The organism is Bacillus sp. PK5-006 (genome assembly GCF_054161415.1).
In genome coordinates, this window is sequence record NZ_CP096414.1 from 1,220,784 (window position 1) to 1,241,672 (window position 20,889).

At 42.3% G+C, this 20,889-nt stretch carries 17 protein-coding genes and 1 other annotated feature; of the genes, 15 read left to right on the plus strand and 2 right to left on the minus strand.

Annotated elements, in window-relative coordinates:
• Nucleotides 1–17 precede the first annotated feature (17 nt).
• The 3 genes from lonB (at nucleotide 18) to yihA (ending at nucleotide 4,759) form a co-directional block, all read left to right on the plus strand.
• Nucleotides 18–1,679 (plus strand): ATP-dependent protease LonB, encoded by a 1,662-nt coding sequence (lonB, locus tag M1D84_RS06245; protein WP_458106429.1) that lies wholly within the window; start codon nucleotides 18–20, stop codon nucleotides 1,677–1,679.
• 171 nt (nucleotides 1,680–1,850) lie between these two features.
• Complete coding sequence (gene lon, locus M1D84_RS06250) at nucleotides 1,851–4,175, plus strand: endopeptidase La (RefSeq protein ID WP_332284063.1); 2,325 nt, start codon at nucleotides 1,851–1,853, stop codon at nucleotides 4,173–4,175.
• The gene (gene yihA / locus M1D84_RS06255; protein WP_024423177.1) at nucleotides 4,172–4,759 is read left to right on the plus strand and encodes a ribosome biogenesis GTP-binding protein YihA/YsxC; all 588 of its coding nucleotides are present in this window, start codon (nucleotides 4,172–4,174) and stop codon (nucleotides 4,757–4,759) included. The genes lon and yihA overlap by 4 nt, the downstream gene beginning before the upstream one ends.
• Nucleotides 4,760–4,973: 214 nt before the next feature.
• Here yihA and M1D84_RS06260 read toward each other — a convergent pair whose 3' ends face one another.
• Entirely contained in the window at nucleotides 4,974–5,459 is a 486-nt protein-coding gene (locus M1D84_RS06260; protein WP_034661687.1) for a hypothetical protein, read from the minus strand.
• A gap of 242 nt (nucleotides 5,460–5,701) precedes the next feature.
• Between M1D84_RS06260 and hemA the strand changes: the two genes are divergently transcribed.
• The 8 genes from hemA to ysxE all read left to right on the plus strand — a co-directional run bounded on the left by hemA (nucleotide 5,702) and on the right by ysxE (nucleotide 14,485).
• Nucleotides 5,702–7,069 (plus strand): glutamyl-tRNA reductase, encoded by a 1,368-nt coding sequence (gene hemA / locus M1D84_RS06265; protein ID WP_024427831.1) that lies wholly within the window; start codon nucleotides 5,702–5,704, stop codon nucleotides 7,067–7,069.
• 7 nt (nucleotides 7,070–7,076) lie between these two features.
• On the plus strand, nucleotides 7,077–7,907 hold the full coding sequence (locus M1D84_RS06270; RefSeq protein WP_024423174.1) for a cytochrome c biogenesis protein: 831 nt from the start codon (nucleotides 7,077–7,079) through the stop codon (nucleotides 7,905–7,907).
• A 37-nt stretch (nucleotides 7,908–7,944) separates the two neighbouring features.
• Entirely contained in the window at nucleotides 7,945–8,877 is a 933-nt protein-coding gene (hemC, locus tag M1D84_RS06275) for a hydroxymethylbilane synthase (RefSeq protein WP_025092449.1), read from the plus strand.
• Nucleotides 8,874–9,665 carry a uroporphyrinogen-III synthase gene (locus tag M1D84_RS06280; RefSeq protein ID WP_213404616.1) on the plus strand — a complete coding sequence of 264 codons (792 nt, stop codon included), beginning with the start codon at nucleotides 8,874–8,876 and terminating at the stop codon, nucleotides 9,663–9,665. Before hemC ends, M1D84_RS06280 begins: the two co-directional genes overlap by 4 nt.
• Nucleotides 9,665–10,633 carry a porphobilinogen synthase gene (gene hemB / locus M1D84_RS06285; RefSeq protein ID WP_029706177.1) on the plus strand — a complete coding sequence of 323 codons (969 nt, stop codon included), beginning with the start codon at nucleotides 9,665–9,667 and terminating at the stop codon, nucleotides 10,631–10,633. The genes M1D84_RS06280 and hemB overlap by 1 nt, the downstream gene beginning before the upstream one ends.
• Nucleotides 10,634–10,660: 27 nt before the next feature.
• Nucleotides 10,661–11,953 (plus strand): glutamate-1-semialdehyde 2,1-aminomutase, encoded by a 1,293-nt coding sequence (gene hemL / locus M1D84_RS06290; protein WP_213404617.1) that lies wholly within the window; start codon nucleotides 10,661–10,663, stop codon nucleotides 11,951–11,953.
• Nucleotides 11,954–12,087: 134 nt separating this feature from the next.
• The gene (locus M1D84_RS06295) at nucleotides 12,088–13,416 is read left to right on the plus strand and encodes a LysM peptidoglycan-binding domain-containing protein (protein WP_213404618.1); all 1,329 of its coding nucleotides are present in this window, start codon (nucleotides 12,088–12,090) and stop codon (nucleotides 13,414–13,416) included.
• A gap of 37 nt (nucleotides 13,417–13,453) precedes the next feature.
• Complete coding sequence (ysxE, locus tag M1D84_RS06300) at nucleotides 13,454–14,485, plus strand: spore coat protein YsxE (protein ID WP_458106430.1); 1,032 nt, start codon at nucleotides 13,454–13,456, stop codon at nucleotides 14,483–14,485.
• 52 nt (nucleotides 14,486–14,537) lie between these two features.
• Here the strand turns inward: ysxE and M1D84_RS06305 are convergent, their stop codons facing one another.
• Nucleotides 14,538–14,726, minus strand: a complete 189-nt coding sequence (locus tag M1D84_RS06305; RefSeq protein ID WP_003216497.1) for a hypothetical protein — start codon at nucleotides 14,724–14,726, stop codon at nucleotides 14,538–14,540.
• A 168-nt stretch (nucleotides 14,727–14,894) separates the two neighbouring features.
• Nucleotides 14,895–15,124, plus strand: a binding site (T-box leader).
• Nucleotides 15,125–15,183: 59 nt separating this feature from the next.
• On the opposite strand from M1D84_RS06305, the gene M1D84_RS06310 reads away from it, so the two are divergent.
• From M1D84_RS06310 to M1D84_RS06325, 4 genes are all read left to right on the plus strand, one after another.
• Complete coding sequence (locus M1D84_RS06310) at nucleotides 15,184–17,826, plus strand: valine--tRNA ligase (protein WP_103131879.1); 2,643 nt, start codon at nucleotides 15,184–15,186, stop codon at nucleotides 17,824–17,826.
• 65 nt (nucleotides 17,827–17,891) lie between these two features.
• Nucleotides 17,892–19,196: a bifunctional folylpolyglutamate synthase/dihydrofolate synthase gene (locus tag M1D84_RS06315; protein WP_103131880.1), complete on the plus strand. Its 1,305-nt coding sequence runs from the start codon at nucleotides 17,892–17,894 to the stop codon at nucleotides 19,194–19,196.
• A 363-nt stretch (nucleotides 19,197–19,559) separates the two neighbouring features.
• Nucleotides 19,560–19,784: a DUF3951 domain-containing protein gene (locus M1D84_RS06320; protein ID WP_406845724.1), complete on the plus strand. Its 225-nt coding sequence runs from the start codon at nucleotides 19,560–19,562 to the stop codon at nucleotides 19,782–19,784.
• Nucleotides 19,785–20,072: 288 nt separating this feature from the next.
• The gene (locus tag M1D84_RS06325; protein WP_103131881.1) at nucleotides 20,073–20,804 is read left to right on the plus strand and encodes a prepilin peptidase; all 732 of its coding nucleotides are present in this window, start codon (nucleotides 20,073–20,075) and stop codon (nucleotides 20,802–20,804) included.
• Nucleotides 20,805–20,889: the final 85 nt, after the last annotated feature.

The window sequence follows — 20,889 nt, forward strand, 5'->3', positions numbered from 1 at the left end:
GAAGGAGGGAGCACCGATTGAGCTGGACAGGAATCGTATTATTTATACAGCTGTTCTTTGGTATCGTCATCGGGCTGTACTTTTGGAACTTACTGCGAAATCAGCGCACACAAAAGGTGACGATAGACAAAGAATCAAAAAAAGAAATGGAAGCACTCAGAAAGATGCGGTCAATCAAGCTGAGTGAGCCTTTATCAGAGAGAGTCCGGCCAAAGGGGTTTCAAGATATTGTAGGGCAGGAAGACGGCATTCGTGCTCTAAAAGCAGCGCTGTGCGGACCGAATCCTCAGCATGTCATTGTCTACGGACCACCGGGGGTTGGAAAAACAGCCGCTGCCCGTCTTGTCATGGAAGAAGCGAAACGTCATGCTGATTCACCGTTTAAGAAAGATGCGGTTTTTGTGGAGCTCGATGCCACAACCGCAAGATTCGATGAACGGGGCATCGCAGACCCGCTCATTGGTTCCGTGCATGACCCGATTTACCAAGGGGCGGGAGCGATGGGACAGGCAGGCATTCCGCAGCCAAAACAAGGAGCCGTTACGCATGCGCATGGCGGGGTTCTGTTTATCGATGAAATTGGGGAACTGCATCCGATTCAAATGAACAAAATGCTGAAAGTCCTTGAAGATCGGAAAGTATTTTTAGACAGTGCCTACTACAGTGAGGAAAACACTCAAATTCCGAATCACATTCATGACATTTTTCAAAATGGACTTCCGGCTGATTTTCGATTGATAGGTGCCACGACAAGAACACCTGAAGAAATTCCACCAGCGATTCGATCGAGGTGTTTGGAAATTTTCTTTAAGGACCTTGACCGGCATGAACTGAAAATTGTCGCTGCTAAGGCTGTCCAGAAAATCCAAAAGGAATTATGTGATGAAGGGCTGAACTTGTTAACCTCTTATGTGAAAAATGGCCGTGAAGCAGTCAATATGGTGCAGATCGCCGCTGGAATGGCCGTCACGGAAAACAGAAAAGACATCACGATCGCCGATGTCGAGTGGGTCATTCACTCAAGCCAGCTGACACCAAGATATGAACAAAAAGTATCGGAAAAGCCAAAAGTCGGTGTAGTGAATGGTCTGGCAGTCTACGGACCAAACAGCGGTGCCTTGCTCGAGATTGAAGTGAATATATGTAAGGCACTCGAAAAAGGAAGTATCAACATTACAGGCATTGCAGAAGAAGAAAGCATTGGCAGTCAGTCTAAATCTATTCGACGAAAAAGTATGGCAAAAGGATCTGTTGAAAATGTATTAACAGTGCTGAGAAACTTAGGGATACGGACAAATGAATATGACATCCATATTAATTTTCCAGGCGGTGCCCCTATTGATGGACCGTCTGCTGGGATTGCCATGGCGGCGGCGATTTTCTCTGCCATTCATCAAATCCCGATTGATCATCTGACAGCAATGACAGGTGAAATCGGATTGCAGGGTCAGGTGAAGCCGATCGGCGGTGTGATACCGAAGATTAAGGCGGCGAAACAAGCTGGTGCCACAACTGTGATTATTCCTTATGACAACCAGCAGTCGATCTTAAAAGAGATTGAAGGCGTCACCATTGTTCCTGTGAAGCACTTCCAAGAGGTGCTGGATCACTGTTTGGTCAACCCGCCAGACGAGAAGAAAGATGGACTAGAAGAGGAAATGAAAAGAAAATCTGTTTAATCCCCATCACATATGGGGATTTTTTAGTGAAATAGATCTTTTTTTCTTTTTCAAGATAAAAAGAAAGGGTATACTACGGTAAGATCATCATTTCTCAAGTCTTTTACATTGTACAAGACTGAAACAGGTATATTATAATGATTCATACTAGTGACGGAGGTGTCAATCAACATGGCAGATGAAATCAAAAAGAATGTTCCGCTCCTCCCATTGCGAGGCTTGCTTGTTTATCCAACAATGGTCTTGCATTTGGACGTTGGACGCGAGAAGTCTGTTCAAGCATTAGAACAGGCGATGATGAACGATCATATGATTTTTCTAGCAACACAGCGGGAAATTTCAATAGATGAACCAGGTGAAGAGGAAATTTTCAAAGTCGGCACCTATACAAAAATCAAACAAATGCTGAAGCTGCCGAATGGAACGATTCGTGTACTCGTTGAAGGCTTAAATCGAGCGCAGATCGAGTCATATGTGGAGCTTGAGGACTATACGTCCGTCGATATTAAAGAATTGACAGAAGAAGAATTAAAGGACGCAGAAGCAGAAGCACTCATGCGCACTTTGTTAGATCATTTTGATCAGTACATAAAAATTTCAAAAAAAATCTCAGCTGAAACATATGCAACGGTGACGGATATTGAGGAACCGGGGAGAATGGCAGATATCGTCGCTTCTCACCTGCCGCTCAAATTAAAGGACAAACAAGAAGTACTGGAAACAGTGGATGTCAAAAAGCGTCTGAATCGTGTCATCAGCTTAATCCACAATGAAAAAGAAGTGCTGGAAATTGAAAAGAAAATTGGCCAGCGCGTCAAACGTTCAATGGAACGAACGCAAAAAGAATATTATTTGCGTGAACAAATGAAAGCCATTCAAAAGGAGCTTGGAGACAAGGAAGGGAAAACAGGCGAAGTCAGTTCATTAATGTCTAAAATCGAAGAGTCCAGCATGCCGGATTCTGTTCGTGAAACGGCGCTAAAAGAATTGAACCGTTATGAAAAAATTCCTTCAAGCTCTGCGGAGAGCTCTGTCATTCGAAATTATATTGATTGGCTGATTAATCTTCCATGGGGCATCTATACAGAAGATCGTCTAGATTTAAAGCTTGCAAGTGAAATTTTAGATGATGAGCATCATGGACTGGAAAAAGTCAAAGAACGTGTACTTGAATACCTTGCTGTACAGAAGCTGACCAATTCATTAAAAGGACCGATTCTTTGCTTAGCAGGACCTCCTGGGGTAGGGAAAACGTCACTTGCCAAATCGATTGCTAAATCACTTGACCGAAAGTTTATCCGTATCTCTCTTGGCGGGGTGCGTGATGAATCTGAAATTCGCGGACATAGAAGAACATATGTAGGGGCGATGCCAGGCCGTATCATTCGTGGGATGAGTAAGGCAGGCACAATGAATCCAGTGTTTCTTTTAGATGAAATCGATAAGATGTCCTCTGATTTTAGAGGTGATCCGTCTTCTGCGATGCTTGAAGTGCTGGATCCAGAGCAAAATCACAACTTTAGCGATCACTATATTGAAGAGACATTTGATTTATCGCAGGTGTTATTTATTGCCACTGCCAACAATTTAGCAACCATTCCAGGTCCACTTCGTGATAGAATGGAGATTATCACGATTGCAGGGTATACAGAGGTTGAAAAAGCAGAGATTGTGAAAGATCATCTTCTGCCGAAGCAGCTAAAGGAGCACGGATTAAAGAAAGGGAACTTGCAGCTTCGTGAAGCAGCGATTTATGATATGATTCGCTATTACACAAGAGAAGCAGGAGTTCGTGGATTAGAGCGTCAGCTTGCAGCCATTTGCCGAAAAGCGGCAAGAGCGATTGTGGCTGAAGACCGCAAGCGCATCACAGTGACGGAAAAGAACTTATCTGAATTTCTCGGAAAAAGACTTTACCGTTATGGTCAGGCTGAAACGACAGACCAAGTCGGGGTTGTCACAGGACTTGCGTATACGACTGTTGGCGGAGACACCTTATCAATTGAGGTATCGCTTTCTCCTGGTAAAGGCAAGCTCTTGTTAACAGGTAAGCTTGGTGATGTCATGAGAGAATCTGCACAGGCGGCATTCAGTTATATTCGATCCAAAGCAGATGAACTGAACATTGATCCTAATTTTAATGAAAAGCACGATATTCATATCCATGTTCCAGAGGGTGCGGTTCCAAAGGACGGGCCATCAGCTGGTATCACCATTGCGACGGCTCTTGTATCAGCACTCACAGGACGTCCTGTGTCAAAAGAGGTTGGTATGACAGGAGAGATAACGTTAAGAGGAAGAGTGCTTCCGATTGGCGGACTAAAAGAAAAAGCATTAGGCGCACATCGTGCAGGATTGAAAACCATTATTCTTCCAAAGGACAATGAGAAGGATATTGATGATATTCCTGAAAGTGTGAGAGAAGGACTAACCTTTATTCCGGTCTCACATTTAGATGAGGTGCTTGAGAAAGCGTTGGTAGGAGAGGGAAGATGAAAGTAACAAAATCAGATATCGTCATTAGTGCGGTGAAACCAGAGCAGTACCCGAGCGGCGGACTGCCTGAAATTGCGCTTGCTGGACGATCAAATGTTGGAAAGTCCTCGTTCATCAACTCATTGATTAATCGTAAAAATTTAGCGCGTACGTCTTCTAAACCAGGTAAGACCCAGACGCTTAATTTCTACATTATTAATGATATGCTCCATTTTGTGGACGTTCCGGGCTACGGTTTTGCCAAAGTATCAAAAACAGAGCGCGAAGCCTGGGGTAGAATGATCGAAACGTATATTACAATGCGTGAAGAATTAAAAGCAGTCGTCCAAATTGTGGATCTGCGCCATAAGCCATCAGTAGATGATGTGAACATGTATGAGTTCCTTAAATATTACGGAGTTCCCGTGATCGTCATCGCAACAAAAGCGGATAAAATTCCAAAAGGCAAATGGGAAAAACATGCGAAAGTCGTCAAACAGACGCTCGACATTGACCCTTCAGATGAACTCATCCTATTCTCTTCTGAAACAAAAAAGGGAAAAGATGAAGCCTGGAATGCGATTCTTGCGAAGGTAAACGGCTAAAAAAAGCATCTGCGATGAGCAGGTGCTTTTTTTATTCTTTGTCTTCTTTTCGGCAAGATAAGAAAACCCTTGAAGTCTAGAAAGCACGAGTACTGGCGCGGAGCGAATTTGCTATTCGTGAGCACCAGCACGCAGGACTGACACCGAATGCGAGGGTTTGTCTCTTTACGCTGAAGGCATCTGCCATGAGCAGATGCCTTTTTTATTGTATAAGTTATTTCCTTTTTAAAAATAATAAGAGGAGACTGACAGCAATCAGTACATAAGGCCAGTACAATTCAAAGCCGGAAGTAGGGATTGAAAGGGAACTTAGCTGTTTTGTAATTTGCTGAAAGAAATAAAGGAACAAACCGAGTGCGATCAGCACAACACTTTCAATTCGATATTCTTTTTTCTGAGATGATTTCACAAAGAGTGCAAGTCCTACGATGAACACAATCATTGTAAATGTGTCTGGCCAGTGGTCCAATTTAGGCTGTAGAATAAAGTGTAGCGAAAGGCCTGTCATGAGCATACCGATAAACACATGAGCGCTTTCTTGCTCCTTTTTTCCTTGATATAAGAACGCGAGGCCAAAAAGCAGTATAAGTGTATACCATTTCTCTTGATCCTTCCAAATGTCAAATTGACCTCCTGAGAGAATGGCATATAGCGCTACAGCCAATAAAGTGAGCGGCAGCAAAATGGATTTCTTCTTCAAAGATGTCACCTTCTTTTAAGCAGATCATTTGTCCGCACGCGCCAAATCTGGTAAATTGCTTGAAGTGATGATCTGGCATAATTGGTGTCGAACATTTTTCTACTATATCACAACATTTTTGAAATCTGTTCACAATTTTTATCCAGTTAAAAATGAATATATGTTATAATCATTATAAATAATAAATTCTATATTGTAATTATTATAAATTAGACAGGGCGTTGGGGGTGCAAGCTGAAGTTATGCATATTCTTGTTGTGGGTTTAGATTATAAAACAGCCCCTGTTGAGATACGGGAACAGCTGAGCTTTGAACCGAGTGAGCTCGGAACAGCGATGTCCAAGCTTAAAGAAGAAAAAAGCATTCTAGAGAATATCGTCATCTCAACATGTAATCGAACAGAGATCTACGCAGTAGTAGATCAGCTTCATACTGGACGGTTTTATATAAAAAGATTTTTAGCCGATTGGTTCGGTTTAGAAAAGGAAGATGTCTCTCCATATTTGAAGTTCTATGAAAACGATGGAGCGGTTGAGCATTTATTCCGTGTGGCTTGTGGACTTGATTCCATGGTCATTGGTGAAACGCAAATACTCGGTCAAGTACGTTCCAGCTTTAAAGTAGCTCAAGAGGAGAAGACCATTGGTACCGTTTTCAATTATTTATTTAAACAGGCGGTAACCGTTGCGAAGCGCTCTCATGCGGAAACGGATATTGCGTCTAATGCCGTGTCTGTCAGCTATGCAGCTGTTGAGCTTGCCAAAAAAATCTTTGGGCGTCTTTCTGATAAGCATGTCCTGATTCTTGGTGCGGGCAAAATGGGCGAACTGGCAGCTCAAAACCTTCAAGGTCAAGGAATTGGCCAAGTAACGGTCATCAACCGAACGTTTGAGAAGGCAAAGGAATTGGCCGGTCGTTTTTCAGGAGAGCCTAAGAGCTTAAACCAATTAGAAAAAACATTATCCGAAGCGGACATTTTAATTAGCTCAACGGGTGCGAAACAATTTGTCATTACAAAAGAAATGGTCGAAAGTGCGAATAAAAAGCGGAAGGGCAGACCTCTATTTATGGTAGATATTGCTGTACCCCGTGATTTAGATCCAGCCATTTCTGAAGTAGAAGGTGCTTTTTTGTATGACATTGATGACCTTGAAGGCATCGTGGCTGCTAACTTAAAAGAGCGCCGTGCAGTGGCTGAGCAGGTTGAGCTCCTGATTGAAGCAGAAATTGTAGAATTTAAGCAATGGCTGAATACGTTAGGTGTTGTTCCGGTCATTTCTGCACTTAGAGAAAAAGCACTCACTATTCAAGCCGATACGATGCAGAGTATTGAGCGGAAGCTTCCAAACCTCACAAACCGTGAAATGAAGCTGTTAAATAAACATACAAAAAGCATCATCAACCAAATGCTGAAAGATCCTATCTTAAAGGCAAAAGAAATTGCCGCGGAGCCAAATGCAGAGGAAAAGCTTTTACTCTTTAAAGAAATCTTTGATTTACAGGTTGAAGATGAAGAGCAAAAGGTCGAGCCGATGCAGGTGGAGCAAGGATCATTTCAGCTGTTCAAACCAAATATGGCGCAAGGCTTTGCTACAGTTGCCAGTGAGTGATTAAGCGATGATGGAATCCATTGTAGCGAGACTCAATGAAGCAACGATCTTAATCTATGCGCTAAGTGTCTTGTTCTATTTCATAGATTTTCTTCAACACAACCGGAAGGCTGGAAAAATGGCTTTCTGGTTGCTTTCTATTGTCTGGCTGCTGCAAACAGTCTACATGTTCTATATTATGATGGAAACAGACCGATTCCCTGTGTTGAATGTAGCAGAGGGGTTATATTTTTATACGTGGGTGCTTGTGACACTGTCTCTTGTGCTCACAAAGGTATTGCGCGTTGAATTTATTGTCTTTTTTACAAATGTGATCGGCTTTTCCATGATGGCGATTCACACCTTTACACCATCTGATCTCCATTCAGCAGAACTAACGGGGAAGCTGACGAGTGAACTGCTCGTGATTCATATTACGATGGCGATTTTATCCTACGGTGCCTTTTCACTTTCATTTGCGTTTTCACTGCTTTATCTCTTTCAATATCGTTTGCTGAAAAAGAAAAAATGGGGAAAATGGCTTTTGAGAATTGAAGACTTATCAAAGCTGGATCATATGGCGTACGTATTAAACATTATTGGTGTGCCTATGCTCTTGCTTAGTTTAATTCTTGGCATCATTTGGGCATATATTTCGTATGATACGTTGTACTGGACAGATGCAAAGGTGCTTGGTTCGTTTATTATGCTGTTTTTATACGGCTTTTACTTATATATCAGATTGGTGAGAAATATGCAGGGCAAAATCGTGGCACTATGGAATGTCGCTTCATTTCTTGTGCTGATGATCAATTATTTTCTGCTTGGTAGCTTATCAACCTTTCATTGGTTTCAATAATGATGAGTCTTAAAGGCATTGTCGGGAGGAAGACGTATTGCGTACAATTAAAGTAGGTTCTAGACGAAGTAAGCTGGCAATTACACAAACAAAATGGGTCATTCAAAAGTTGTCTGAACTAAACCCTTCTTATTCTTTTGAAATAAAAGAAATTGTGACAAAGGGTGATCAAATTTTAGATGTGACTTTATCTAAGGTTGGCGGAAAAGGACTGTTTGTTAAAGAGATCGAGCAGGCGATGCTGAATCATGATATCGATATGGCGGTGCACAGCATGAAGGATATGCCGGCTGCTCTTCCAGAAGGTTTAGTTATTGGCTGTATTCCTGAGCGTGAAGATGTGCGGGATGCACTTATTTCGAAGGATCATCTAAGTCTCAGCGAACTGCCTAAGGGCGCAATTGTGGGAACAAGCAGCTTACGGCGCAGCGCCCAGCTTCTTCAGGAAAGACCAGATCTTGAGATTAAATGGATTCGAGGAAACATTGATACGAGATTGGAAAAGCTGAAAAATGAAGAGTATGATGCCATTATTCTAGCGGCTGCCGGTCTGTCCAGAATGGGATGGAGCAAAGAGGTCGTATCGGAATTTTTATCTCCTGAGACTTGCCTTCCTGCCGTTGGACAAGGCGCGCTATCGATTGAGTGCCGCGGGGATGATGAAGAGCTGCTTAAGCTTCTCGCCCAATTTACGAATGAATATACGAAGAAAACGGTCCTTGCAGAAAGAGCCTTCCTCAAACAAATGGATGGAAGCTGTCAGGTGCCGATCGCTGGCTATGCAACAATGAATGAGCATCATGAAATTGAACTAACAGGTCTTGTTGCATCTGCTGATGGGCACACGATTATTCGAGAAACCGTCACAGGCACTGACCCTGAAGCTATTGGAACAGCGTGTGCGAAGCAGATGGCCGATAAGGGAGCAAAGGATTTGATCGACAAGGTGAAAAAGGATCTGTCTCAATGAGCATAGGCAAATCGCTTCACGGACAGACGGTGCTTGTCACTCGAAATGAACGTCAAGCGGGCGTGTTTCAGCAAAAGATCGAAGCGCTGAACGGCCATGCGGTTTTAACCTCTCTTATTCGGTTTGAGGCTACGCTCACAAAAGAAAAAGCGCAGGCCTTTTTAAAGGACTTACAAAATAGCCAATGGCTTGTTTTCACGAGTGTGAATGGTGCGTCTTTTTTTCTAAATTACATAAAAGACCATCATTTACATAAGAGCTTAACCCATTTGAAAGTGGCTGCTGTAGGAGAGAAAACCTCTGCCTATCTTGAGCAGCACGGCTTGAAGGTGGATGTGGTGCCAGAACGATTCATAGCGGAAGAGCTGGCAGATGCATTACTTGACCATGTACGCCCAGGAGAGCGTGTGTTTGTAGCAAAAGGGCATCTGTCACGAGATGTGGTCAAAGAGACCCTCATTCCGCTCGGCATAGACGTAAAAGAATGGATTTTATATGAAACAGTCAAGGATGAGGAAGGAATTGCTGCTCTTAAATCGGCAATGACGAAGCAATCATTTGATTTTATTACATTTACGAGCTCATCCACTGTTCATTCTTTTATGCATGTGATGGAAGCAGATGCAGCGAAGCTTGCTGCATCTGACACCTGTTTTGTGACGATCGGTCCTCTGACAAAAGAGGCACTGCTTCAATACGGGATTTCATCTGAAACCCCAGAAACTTATACGATAGACGGAATGCTTGATTTAATGTGCCGTTTATCTGAAAGGAAGTTGAACCATTGATGAAATTTAACAGACACCGCAGATTGCGGACAAGCGCAGGAATGAGAGAATTAGTCAGAGAAACCTTTTTAAGACCATCTGATTTCATTTACCCGATCTTTTTTGTAGAGGGAGAAAATGTCCGAAAAGAAGTCTCTTCAATGCCAGGTGTATATCACATTTCTGTAGATCTTGTGAAAGAAGAAGTCCAAGAGCTTGTGGACCTTGGCATCAAATCAATCATTGTATTTGGTGTGCCAGATCATAAAGATCATGTAGGCAGTGAGGCGTATCACGATCACGGCATTGTTCAAAGAGCAACGCTTGAGATCAAAAAGCATTTCCCAGAGCTCGTGGTTATTGCAGACACTTGCTTATGCCAATATACAGATCACGGACATTGCGGAATCGTTGAAGATGGAGAAATCTTAAATGATGAATCTCTTCAGCTATTAGCGAAAACTGCTGTCAGCCAAGCGCGTGCAGGTGCAGATATCATCGCGCCTTCAAATATGATGGACGGATTTGTTGTTGCCATTCGTGAGGCACTTGATGAAGCAGGCTTTATTCATGTACCTGTCATGTCATATGCGGTGAAATATGCAAGTGCTTTTTACGGTCCGTTCCGTGATGCGGCACATAGTACACCGCAGTTTGGAGATCGTAAAACATATCAAATGGACCCTGCAAACCGTTTAGAAGCACTAAGAGAAGCGCAATCTGATGTAGAAGAGGGAGCTGACTTCTTAATTGTCAAACCATCCCTTTCTTACTTAGACATTATGCGTGATGTGAAAAATGAATTTACACTCCCTGTTGTTGCTTACAATGTGAGCGGAGAGTATGCAATGGTGAAAGCCGCTGCTCAAAATGGCTGGATTTCTGAAAAAGAGCTTGTTCTTGAAATGCTGACAAGTATGAAACGTGCAGGAGCAGAACTCATTATCACGTATCATGCAAAAGATGCAGCAAAATGGCTCTCAGAATAAAGAACGGATAGACAGGAGGACGTTGAAATGGGACGTAGCTATGAAAAATCAAAGCAAGCATTTGAAGAAGCACAGCATTTAATGCCTGGTGGTGTCAACAGCCCTGTGCGTGCATTTAAATCAGTCAACACAGACCCAATTTTTATGGAACGAGGCAAAGGCGCCAAGATCTATGATATTGATGGAAATGAATACATCGATTATGTCTTATCATGGGGACCGCTTATTTTAGGACATACGAATGACCGTGTTGTTGAAAGCATTCAGCGAGTAGCGGAAAATGGGACAAGCTTCGGTGCTTCTACGTTAGTTGAAAATGAATTAGCTAAACTTGTATCAGAACGGGTTCCTTCCATCGAAGTTATTCGCATGGTCAGCTCTGGTACAGAGGCGACGATGAGTGCACTTCGTCTAGCTCGTGGTTTTACAGGCAGAAATAAAATTGTGAAATTTGAAGGCTGCTATCATGGCCACGGTGATTCTTTACTCATTAAAGCGGGTTCTGGAGTGGCAACGCTTGGACTGCCAGATAGTCCTGGTGTTCCTGAAGGGACTGCAAGCAACACAATCACAGTGCCGTACAATGATTTAGAAAGTATTCAAGTTGCTTTTCAAGAATTCGGAGATGATATCGCTGGTGTTATTGTAGAGCCGGTCGCAGGAAATATGGGGGTTGTCCCTCCGCAAGAAGGTTTCTTGCAAGGGCTAAGAGACATCACGAAGCAATACGGATCATTGCTTATTTTTGATGAGGTCATGACAGGCTTCCGTGTGGATTATCACTGCGCGCAAGGCTATTTTGGCATCACACCTGATCTGACGTGCCTTGGTAAAGTCATTGGCGGCGGTCTTCCGGTCGGTGCTTATGGCGGAAGAGCGGATATTATGAGACAAATTGCACCAAGTGGTCCAATTTATCAAGCAGGAACGTTATCTGGTAACCCTCTTGCGATGACAGCAGGCTTAGAAACCCTAAAACAGCTGACACCTGAGTCTTATGAAGAATTTAAACGAAAAGGTGACCGTTTAGAAGAAGGCATTTCGAAAGCGGCAAAAGCATACGGAATTCCATTAACGTTTAACCGTGCGGGTTCCATGATCGGATTCTTCTTTACAAATGAAGAAGTGATCAATTATGACAAAGCAAAAACAGCTGATCTTGCTTTATTCGCTGAATTTTACAAGGAAATGGCCGATCACGGCATCTTCCTCCCGCCTTCTCAATTTGAAGGACTATTCCTGTCAACAGCTCATACAGACGAAGACATCGAATATACGATTGAGACAGTGGAAAAGGTTTTTCAAAAACTACGTCGATAAAACAAAAGCCGATATGGAGACATATCGGCTTTTTGCATTGGAGAAAACCAATCATATTTTCACTTCCTCCCACATACAACTGTATTGACATCTAATTTTATTTTTTAAGGATTAGATGAAAGGAGGACACCGACTTGTCTCAAAACAATCGATTACAGTTTTCGGTAGAAGAATCCATTTATTTCAAAAGCGGACAGGAAGTCAGTGAGCTGCTGTCAATTTCTCTCGACCCTGACATTCTCGTTCAAGAAGTGAATGATTATGTTTCTATTAGAGGTTCACTCGAGCTAACAGGAGAATACAACATAAATCAAGAGGAGCTATTGGGTGAATTGAGTTCCTTTCCAACATACAGGGAAGCAGATGAGGTAAAGGTCAGAGAAGACGGAACGGCGGAGCTTCTGCATCAATTTCCAGTCGATATCACCATTCCGAAGAACAAAATTAGTCATTTAAATGATGTGTTTGTGTTTATTGATGCGTTTGATTACCAGCTGACAGAGAATCGTTTGCTTACCATTCAGGCTGATTTAGCCATTGAGGGCTTATTAGACGAGGAAACGCCTCCTGCGCCTGTAGAGGAGCCGTATGAATTTGTCCATCGTTCTGAAGTGGATTATGGCGATATGGCCTACGATTATCAGTTGCAGCCGGAACATGAAGAACAAGAAGAGCTGCAAGGCGAAGAACGTGAGCATGATGAGAATCAGCCTGTATTCCAACATGACACCCGCGCGGAGCAAGAGGAACAGGAAGTGCAGGAAGTACAAGAAGATGAAGAAGAAATTGAGATAGAATTGGTGAACAGGGAAGTAGAGGAAGCGTCCGACGAACCTGAAGAATTAGAAGAACCTGAAGAGCCAGAACAACCGGAACAACCAGAACAGCCGAATAATCAAGAAGAAGCTGTGGCGCTTGGTTATCGATCCATCCCTGAAGCTCAGGTGCAGGAACCGCCATTTTTTGAACCGCCAAAGCTATTAGAAGAAGAGGAGCGGGAAGAGCCGTTCTTTGAAGTGGAAGTAAGAAAGGATCCGGAAGCTGCTGAAGAGCAGGAAGAAACGGTACAGTCGTATCCGGTTTTTGAATCACCTGCTGATCAAGTGGAGCCTGAGCATGAGGCGCACGATGATGAATATCAGCTCGGGCGGTTATATGAACGGGAAGCACCTAAAATATATGAGTCAGCTCAAGAAGAAGAGGAGCTTGAAGAAGACGTGAGAGAAACGTCTGGCAGTGAGAACTCTCTTTATTTAACAAAGCTGTTCGCTAAGCAGGAGGAGGAAGATTTTTCCCGCATGAAAATATGTATAGTTCAGCAAGAAGATACGGTCGATCGTATTTGTGAGAGATATCAATTGAATGTGCAGCAGCTTCTTCGCACAAACTCATTATCGATTGATGCGGAGCTTGAGGAAGGGCAGATTCTTTATATTCCTGAATATCAAAAAAGTAATGCATAGCAAGCGATGACTGACCGAGAAAATGTGGTGAGTGAACGTGGATGAAATCCAATCTGTCTTATACGAATACGGACTTGAGGCTGAATATATTGAACCTGTCAGTCCTGTTGTCATCAAGGTATATACAAAGCAGGGTGTATTTGCCTTGAAGCGAGTAAAAGCCAACCGGCATATGCAATTTACTGAACAAATGCTTGAACTAGAATCAAAGGGATATCGCTCCTTTGTGCCGATTTATCGGACGAAGAGCGGTTCCTTTTTCTCAAGTCATCGGGAAAGCCAGTATGCATACTATCTGATGCCGTGGCTGACGAATGAAAAGAGAGAAGAGCAGGACGATAAGCACGAATATTTATTTCAAGAGATTGCAAGACTTCATAAGCGTACTGAAGTCATGATGGATATCACAGAGCAAGAGATAGAAGCGCATTACACCCAAATCAAGAGCAGATGGGAAACAGAGAAAGACATGTATGAACGATTTATAGAGCGGGCAGAACAAACGTGGTATATGTCGCCATTTGAGCTGGCCGCTGCTATGTATTTTTCAGAGGCGATGTCTGCCAGCGAATTTGCGCTTGAGCGTTTAGAAGATTGGCATGAAGAAATGAAAGACAAAGAGACAACGCGTGTTGTGCTAAATCATGGACAGCTATCGATCCATCATTTTTTGTATAATGATGTAGGAACAGGACATTTCACCAATTTCGAGCGGTCTAAAAAAGCCGCCCCCATCTATGATCTTCTGACCTATTTCTTTCGGACATTCAAAACCTATCCCACGTCTTGTCCTGAATGCACTTCTTTGTTTTATAAGTATCAAAAAGGAAACCCTCTTCGGGAGGAAGAACTGCATTTGTTCCTAAGCTACCTTGCTTATCCGCAAGGGCTGTTTGATACAGTAAAAGCTTATGAAGCAGGCGGACAGGATGAAATGGAAAGCTGTCAGCAGCTGTTAAGAGCGTATTGGCAGATGAAAAATTCTGAGCCGACCGTTATGAAGATTCATGAGATTGAGCAGGCTAGACGGCTTGAAGAAGAACAAAGTGCCTCGTCATCAGCGGAATGACGAGGTTATGCTGCGTTGGCTTTATATGGACAGGTACATAAGCATGAGTTTTTTAAAACCAATCAAGATGAAAGGCACAGGCGAGAAAAATAAGAATACCTAGAATGAGGACGTCAAATGTTGTAGGGAAAATGATCGTACGAAATCCTTGAAATATAGCAATCGGGAGAACGACTTGGGAGGCAACTGCCCGAATTTGTCTCAGCCAGGGGGGGAGTGTGTAAGGATTGATCTTCTTCAAATCAAACGCCCTCCTTCTTCATTTTGTTATTATCATATGGGCAAAAGGGCGAAGGGTGCCTGCCCAATTTGTATAAAGAAGAAGAAAAGCGGAAAAGATGATTGACGAAAACAAAAGGCATTTAGTAATATTAATAAAAGATGAGTATGTGCTGATGAACGTGATATATCGTAAGCGTGGATCAGGAAGAGTACGAGCAAGACCCTAAAGAGAGGGAAGCCAAGAGCTGAAAGGTTTCCTAGGATGTACTTGTTTGGAAGGTCGCCTGTGAGCTTAATTTCTTGAATGAACAAGTAGAGAAATTCGGGAGAACCCCGTTATCCTTTAGAGTGTATGGGACACGTGTATGTGTCTCGTGAAAAAAGGTGGTACCGCGAAAAAGCTTTTTCGTCCTTTTATAAGGATGGAAAGGCTTTTTTTATGTTTCATCAGCCGAAAAAATGTGGAGGTTACACAAATGGAAACAAATAATCAAGAAATGCCAACAAAGTACGATCCAAATGCGATTGAAAAAGACCGCTATACGTACTGGCTTGAAGGGAAATTCTTCGAAGCACAAAATGACAAAACGAAAGATCCATATACAGTCGTCATTCCTCCACCAAACGTGACAGGAAAACTGCACCTTGGGCATGCATGGGATTCTACACTACAAGACATCGTGACACGTATGAAACGGATGCAGGGCTATGACGTTCTTTGGCTTCCAGGTATGGACCATGCCGGTATTGCGACTCAAGCAAAAGTCGAGGCAAAGCTTCGCGAAGAAGGCGTAAGCCGGTATGACCTTGGCCGGGAGAAATTTGTGGAAGAAACGTGGAAGTGGAAAGAAGAATATGCAGATTTTATTCGCAGCCAGTGGGCGAAAATGGGTCTTGGGCTCGATTACTCCCGTGAACGTTTTACTTTAGATGAAGGTCTGAATAAAGCCGTTCGCCAAGTGTTTGTTCAATTGTATGAAAAAGGGCTTATTTATCGCGGAGAGTACATCATTAACTGGGATCCAGCAACGAAAACGGCACTTTCTGATATTGAAGTGATTTATAAGGATGTTCAAGGTGCGTTTTATCACTTGAGATATCCGCTTTCAGATGGAACAGGTTCAATTGAAATTGCAACAACAAGACCTGAAACAATGCTGGGGGATACAGCCGTAGCCGTACACCCTGATGACGAACGCTATCAGCATTTGATTGGAAAAACAGTGGTTTTACCAATCACAGGCCGTGAAATCCCAATCGTCGGTGATGATTATGTCGATATGGAGTTTGGTTCAGGTGCTGTGAAAATTACACCTGCTCATGATCCGAATGACTTTGAGCTTGGAAACCGCCATGGGCTTGAGCGTATTCTTGTCATGAATGAAGATGGCACAATGAATGCGAATGCCCTGAAATACAAAGGAATGGACCGCTTCGAATGCCGCAAACAGCTTGTGAAGGATTTACAAGAGGAAGGCATTTTGTTCAAAATTGAGGATCACATGCATTCAGTTGGTCATAGTGAGCGAAGTGGAGCTGTCGTTGAACCGTATTTATCGACACAATGGTTTGTGAAAATGCAGCCGCTGGCAGACGAAGCCATTCATCTGCAAAAAGGGGACGACCAAGTTCAATTTGTTCCAGACCGATTTGAAAAGACATATTTACATTGGATGGAAAATATCCGTGACTGGTGTATTTCTCGTCAGCTATGGTGGGGACACCGCATTCCGGCTTGGTATCATAAAGAAACGAAAGAAGTATACGTTGGACTTGAAGCGCCAGAAGATATTGAGAACTGGGAACAGGATAACGATGTACTTGATACATGGTTTAGTTCAGCGCTGTGGCCGTTTTCTACAATGGGCTGGCCAGATGCAGACAGTGAAGACTTCAAGCGCTACTACCCAACCAATCTGCTTGTAACAGGCTATGACATCATTTTCTTCTGGGTGTCCCGTATGATCTTCCAAGGTCTTGAATTCACAGGAGAAAAACCGTTTAAAGATGTCCTCATTCATGGGCTCATCCGCGACGAACAAGGACGTAAAATGAGTAAGTCGCTTGGCAACGGAATTGATCCAATGGAGGTCATCGACAAATACGGTGCGGATTCATTAAGATATTTCTTAGCGACTGGAAGCTCACCAGGCCAGGATCTTCGTTTTAGCTTTGAAAAGGTTGAATCCACTTGGAACTTTGCGAACAAAATTTGGAACGCATCCCGTTTTGCTTTAATGAATATGGATGGTTTAACGTATGATGAGCTTGATTTATCAGGAGAAAAATCAGTTGCTGATCAATGGATTTTAACACGCTTAAATGAAACAATTGAAAGTGTCACACAGCTTGCTGACAAGTATGAATTCGGTGAAGTGGGCAGACATTTATACAACTTCATTTGGGATGATTTCTGTGATTGGTACATTGAAATGGCGAAGCTTCCGCTTTATGGTGAAGACGAAGCAGCAAAGAAAACGACTCGTTCGATCCTTGCGTATGTATTAGATCAAACAATGAGACTTTTACATCCGTTTATGCCGTTCTTAACAGAAGAAATCTGGCAGCATCTACCGCATGAAGGTGAGTCTATTACTGTAGCGGCATGGCCTGAAGTGAAGCCGGAGCTTTCCAACGAACAAGCTTCTGCTGATATGAAGCTGCTTGTTGAACTCATCCGCTCTGTTCGTAACATTCGCAGTGAAGTGAACACGCCAATGAGCAAACAAGTTGAGCTTTACATTAAAGCATCTACGTCTGATGTTCAGGAACGTTTAGAGAAAAATCGTTCATATATTGAGCGATTCACGAACCCAAGTGTTCTTGAAATTGGCACAGATGTCCCAGCTAGTGATAAAGCGATGACGGCTGTCATTTCTGGAGCAGAACTCATTCTGCCGCTTGAAGGCTTAATCAACTTAGATGAAGAAATTGCTCGTCTGCAAAAAGAGCTTGATAAACTGACAAAAGAAGTGGAACGAGTTCAGAAAAAGCTTGGCAATGAAGGCTTTATGAAAAAAGCGCCTGAAAGTGTCGTAGAAGAAGAGCGTGCGAAAGAACGTGATTATGTCGCAAAACGCGAAGCTGTTCAAAAGCGTATTGAAGAGCTGAAAGCATAAGAGTGAAAAGACGGCTCCTAATGAAATGGAGTCGTCTTTTTTGAAAATTTCGTATGAAATGAGAGATGACATTGTTTACAACCTACCATGAAGCGATTGAGTGGATTCACAGCAGACTGGCCTTTGGCGTAAAACCGGGTCTTGAACGAATGAAATGGCTGATGAACAGACTAGGAAATCCGGAACAAAGCATAAAAGCAGTACATGTTGCAGGTACAAATGGCAAAGGATCAACCATTGCGTTTACACGTTCTGTTTTACAGGAAGCCGGCTATTCAGTCGGAACCTTCACCTCTCCGTTTATACTAACGTTCAATGAAAGAATCAGCGTGAACGGAGCGCCTATAGAGGATGAAGAATGGCTGAGTTTGGTGAATGAAATCAAGCCTCTTGTTGATGAATTAGATCAAACAGAGCTTGGCGCAGCAACAGAATTTGAAATCATTACAGCATGTGCATTTGCTTATTTTGCTCATGTGCACCAAGTAGACTTTGTCCTCTTGGAAACAGGGCTTGGCGGAAGGCTTGATTCTACAAATATTGCTGTGCCAATCTTAACAGCAATTACGTCGATTGGTCATGATCATATGGCCATTTTAGGTGACACACTTGAACAGATTGCAGCTGAAAAAGCGGGTATTATCAAAGCGGGTATTCCAATGATTACGGCAGTCCACCAGCCAGAAGCTCTTGCTGTCATTCAAAACACAGCCAAAGAAAAGAATGCCGAATGTATTTCTTTACAAGATAGATGCAGCTTTGATGAGCAGCAGCCGACAGAAACAGGTGAACGTTTCACATTACGCACATCAAAAGGGCAGTATCCTCAGCTTGAAACAGGATTAATTGGAACGCATCAAAGGCAAAATGCTTCCCTTGCTGTTTTACTCATTGAATGGCTGGAGCAAGAAGGCTATATTAGCGTGACAGAAGAGCAAATATATGAAGGCATTCGGCAGGCAGTTTGGGCTGGGAGGTTTGAAAAGGTTAAAGATCATCCTCCAGTGTATTTAGACGGCGCACATAATGAAGAAGGGATCGACCGTTTAATTGAAACCGTACAAGCTCATTTTTCTAGTAAACAGGTGCATATATGTTTTAGTGCTTTAAAAGATAAGCCGTACAAGCAAATGATTCAAAAGCTTGATGCTGTAAGTTCTTCTATTCATTTTGTTTCATTTGATTTTCCAAGAGCCGAATCAGCTGAAAAGCTTTATGTATGCAGTCAATTAGACGCAAAGTCGTATGATGATGACCCTCGTACAGTGCTTGAGTTCATTCAGAAAAAAAGTGATGATCCTTCAGCGGTGATTCTTGTGACTGGCTCTCTTTATTTTATTTCAGATATACGAAATCGTATTTTAAGGTAATCAAAAGACGCAATTGCTTTTATGCAATGTGCGTCTTTTTCTTTTGAAATGTAAAAGAGCGGGTTTACTAGGTACTCAAGTTGCAGCGTTGATGACGGGAAGGAATTCTATATGGAGTGAACATTTTTTATTCGATGCCCATCCTTTCTTATTCCCTCTATGATGATATATGAGATATTTTTAATCAAATTTCACTTCAAGTAATGACTGCTACTTTTTATGATGGATTATTTTGGGTTTAATGTAACTGTATAGTACAATGGATAAAAAGGTGCATCGCGTAGTATTAATTTATAAATTAACAGATTGTAATTTAATTTTTAAAACGCTTTCCCTCAATTTTCACCTGAAAGGAGGAATAACTTGTTTATTATCAGTGGAGTACTTCTTTCTTTTATGTTATTAATAGTTGTTTTAATAGTTGTCATCCTTTTTAAACGAATTATTTTAAGGAAAAGCATAGGTGTTTACTATACTCCCTTTGACAATATTACTGGAAACACCAGTATTGAATTTCATGAAGAGCAAAATGAAGAAGAGAATGAAGACGATCAAGGTAATGATAAAAATAATGGAAAAAAAATCTAGAAACTATTAAATAAATTATTATTTAATAGTGATGGAAGTGTTGTTGAGATAATATATGGTGTTAATTTTAGTGCTCTTCTTACAAAATGAGCGTAAAAATAATTGCTTATACAAGATATCCGAAATCGTATTTTAAGGTAAGCAAAAGACGCAATTTCTTCTATGCAATGTGCGTCTTTTTTCTTTTGAAATGTAAATGAGAGGGGAAATCACATTTTCATTAGGTGTTCAAGGTGAATCGCTATGGTAAAATCCGGTCTATCTTATTCTCGGAAGGGGTCACGATATATGATAGGCATTTTTGTGTTTCTTGCGGGCGTCACCATGGGGTCATTCTTTCATCTAGTCGGTGAAAGGCTGCCACTGAAGCGGTCTATTCTTTTTCCTCGTTCTCACTGCACAGCCTGTAAACAGCCGCTTTCCTTGCGTGAGATGATTCCGCTAGTTTCGTATGCATTATTGAGGGGGACTTGTAAACATTGCGGCACTCGGCTGCCAATGCTATATCCACTGATTGAGCTGCTGTCAGGCAGTCTTTTTTTGCTCATGTATAGAATCGCTGGTATTTCGTTTGAAGGTCTTTTTCTTGTGATTCTTTGTAGTTTATTTGTGATTGCTGTCGTGAGCGATCTCCTTTATATGAGGGTGCCAAACGAGCTGTTTCTCTTCTTTTTCCCTCTTTTCGTCATATACCGCACGCTTGAACCTCTTCTTATTTGGTGGGAAGGAGCGGCTTCGCTTCTTTTTTGCTTTCTCTTGTTTTATAGTTTAGATCGTTTCAAGCCAAATAGCATGGGTGGAGCTGATATGAAGCTGTTCGGTGTGCTTGCATTTTGCTTTGGCTTAAAGCCATTCCTTCTCATTCTTTTTCTCTCGTGTATCGCTGGAATCGTCTATGCGAAGGTTTTTTCTTTTCGATTAGATGAGCCATTTCCCTTTGTTCCTGCGATCTCTTTTTCTTTTTGGCTGTATCTCTATGGCGCTCATGTCATGCTCCCGTTGGCCGGGTCGATCGGTTGAAAAAATTGGCGAACACTTTTTTTCCGTGCCGACAAAAGTCTTGTTCTTTTTTTTATCCGCTATGTTAAAGTGTGAAACAGAAAGA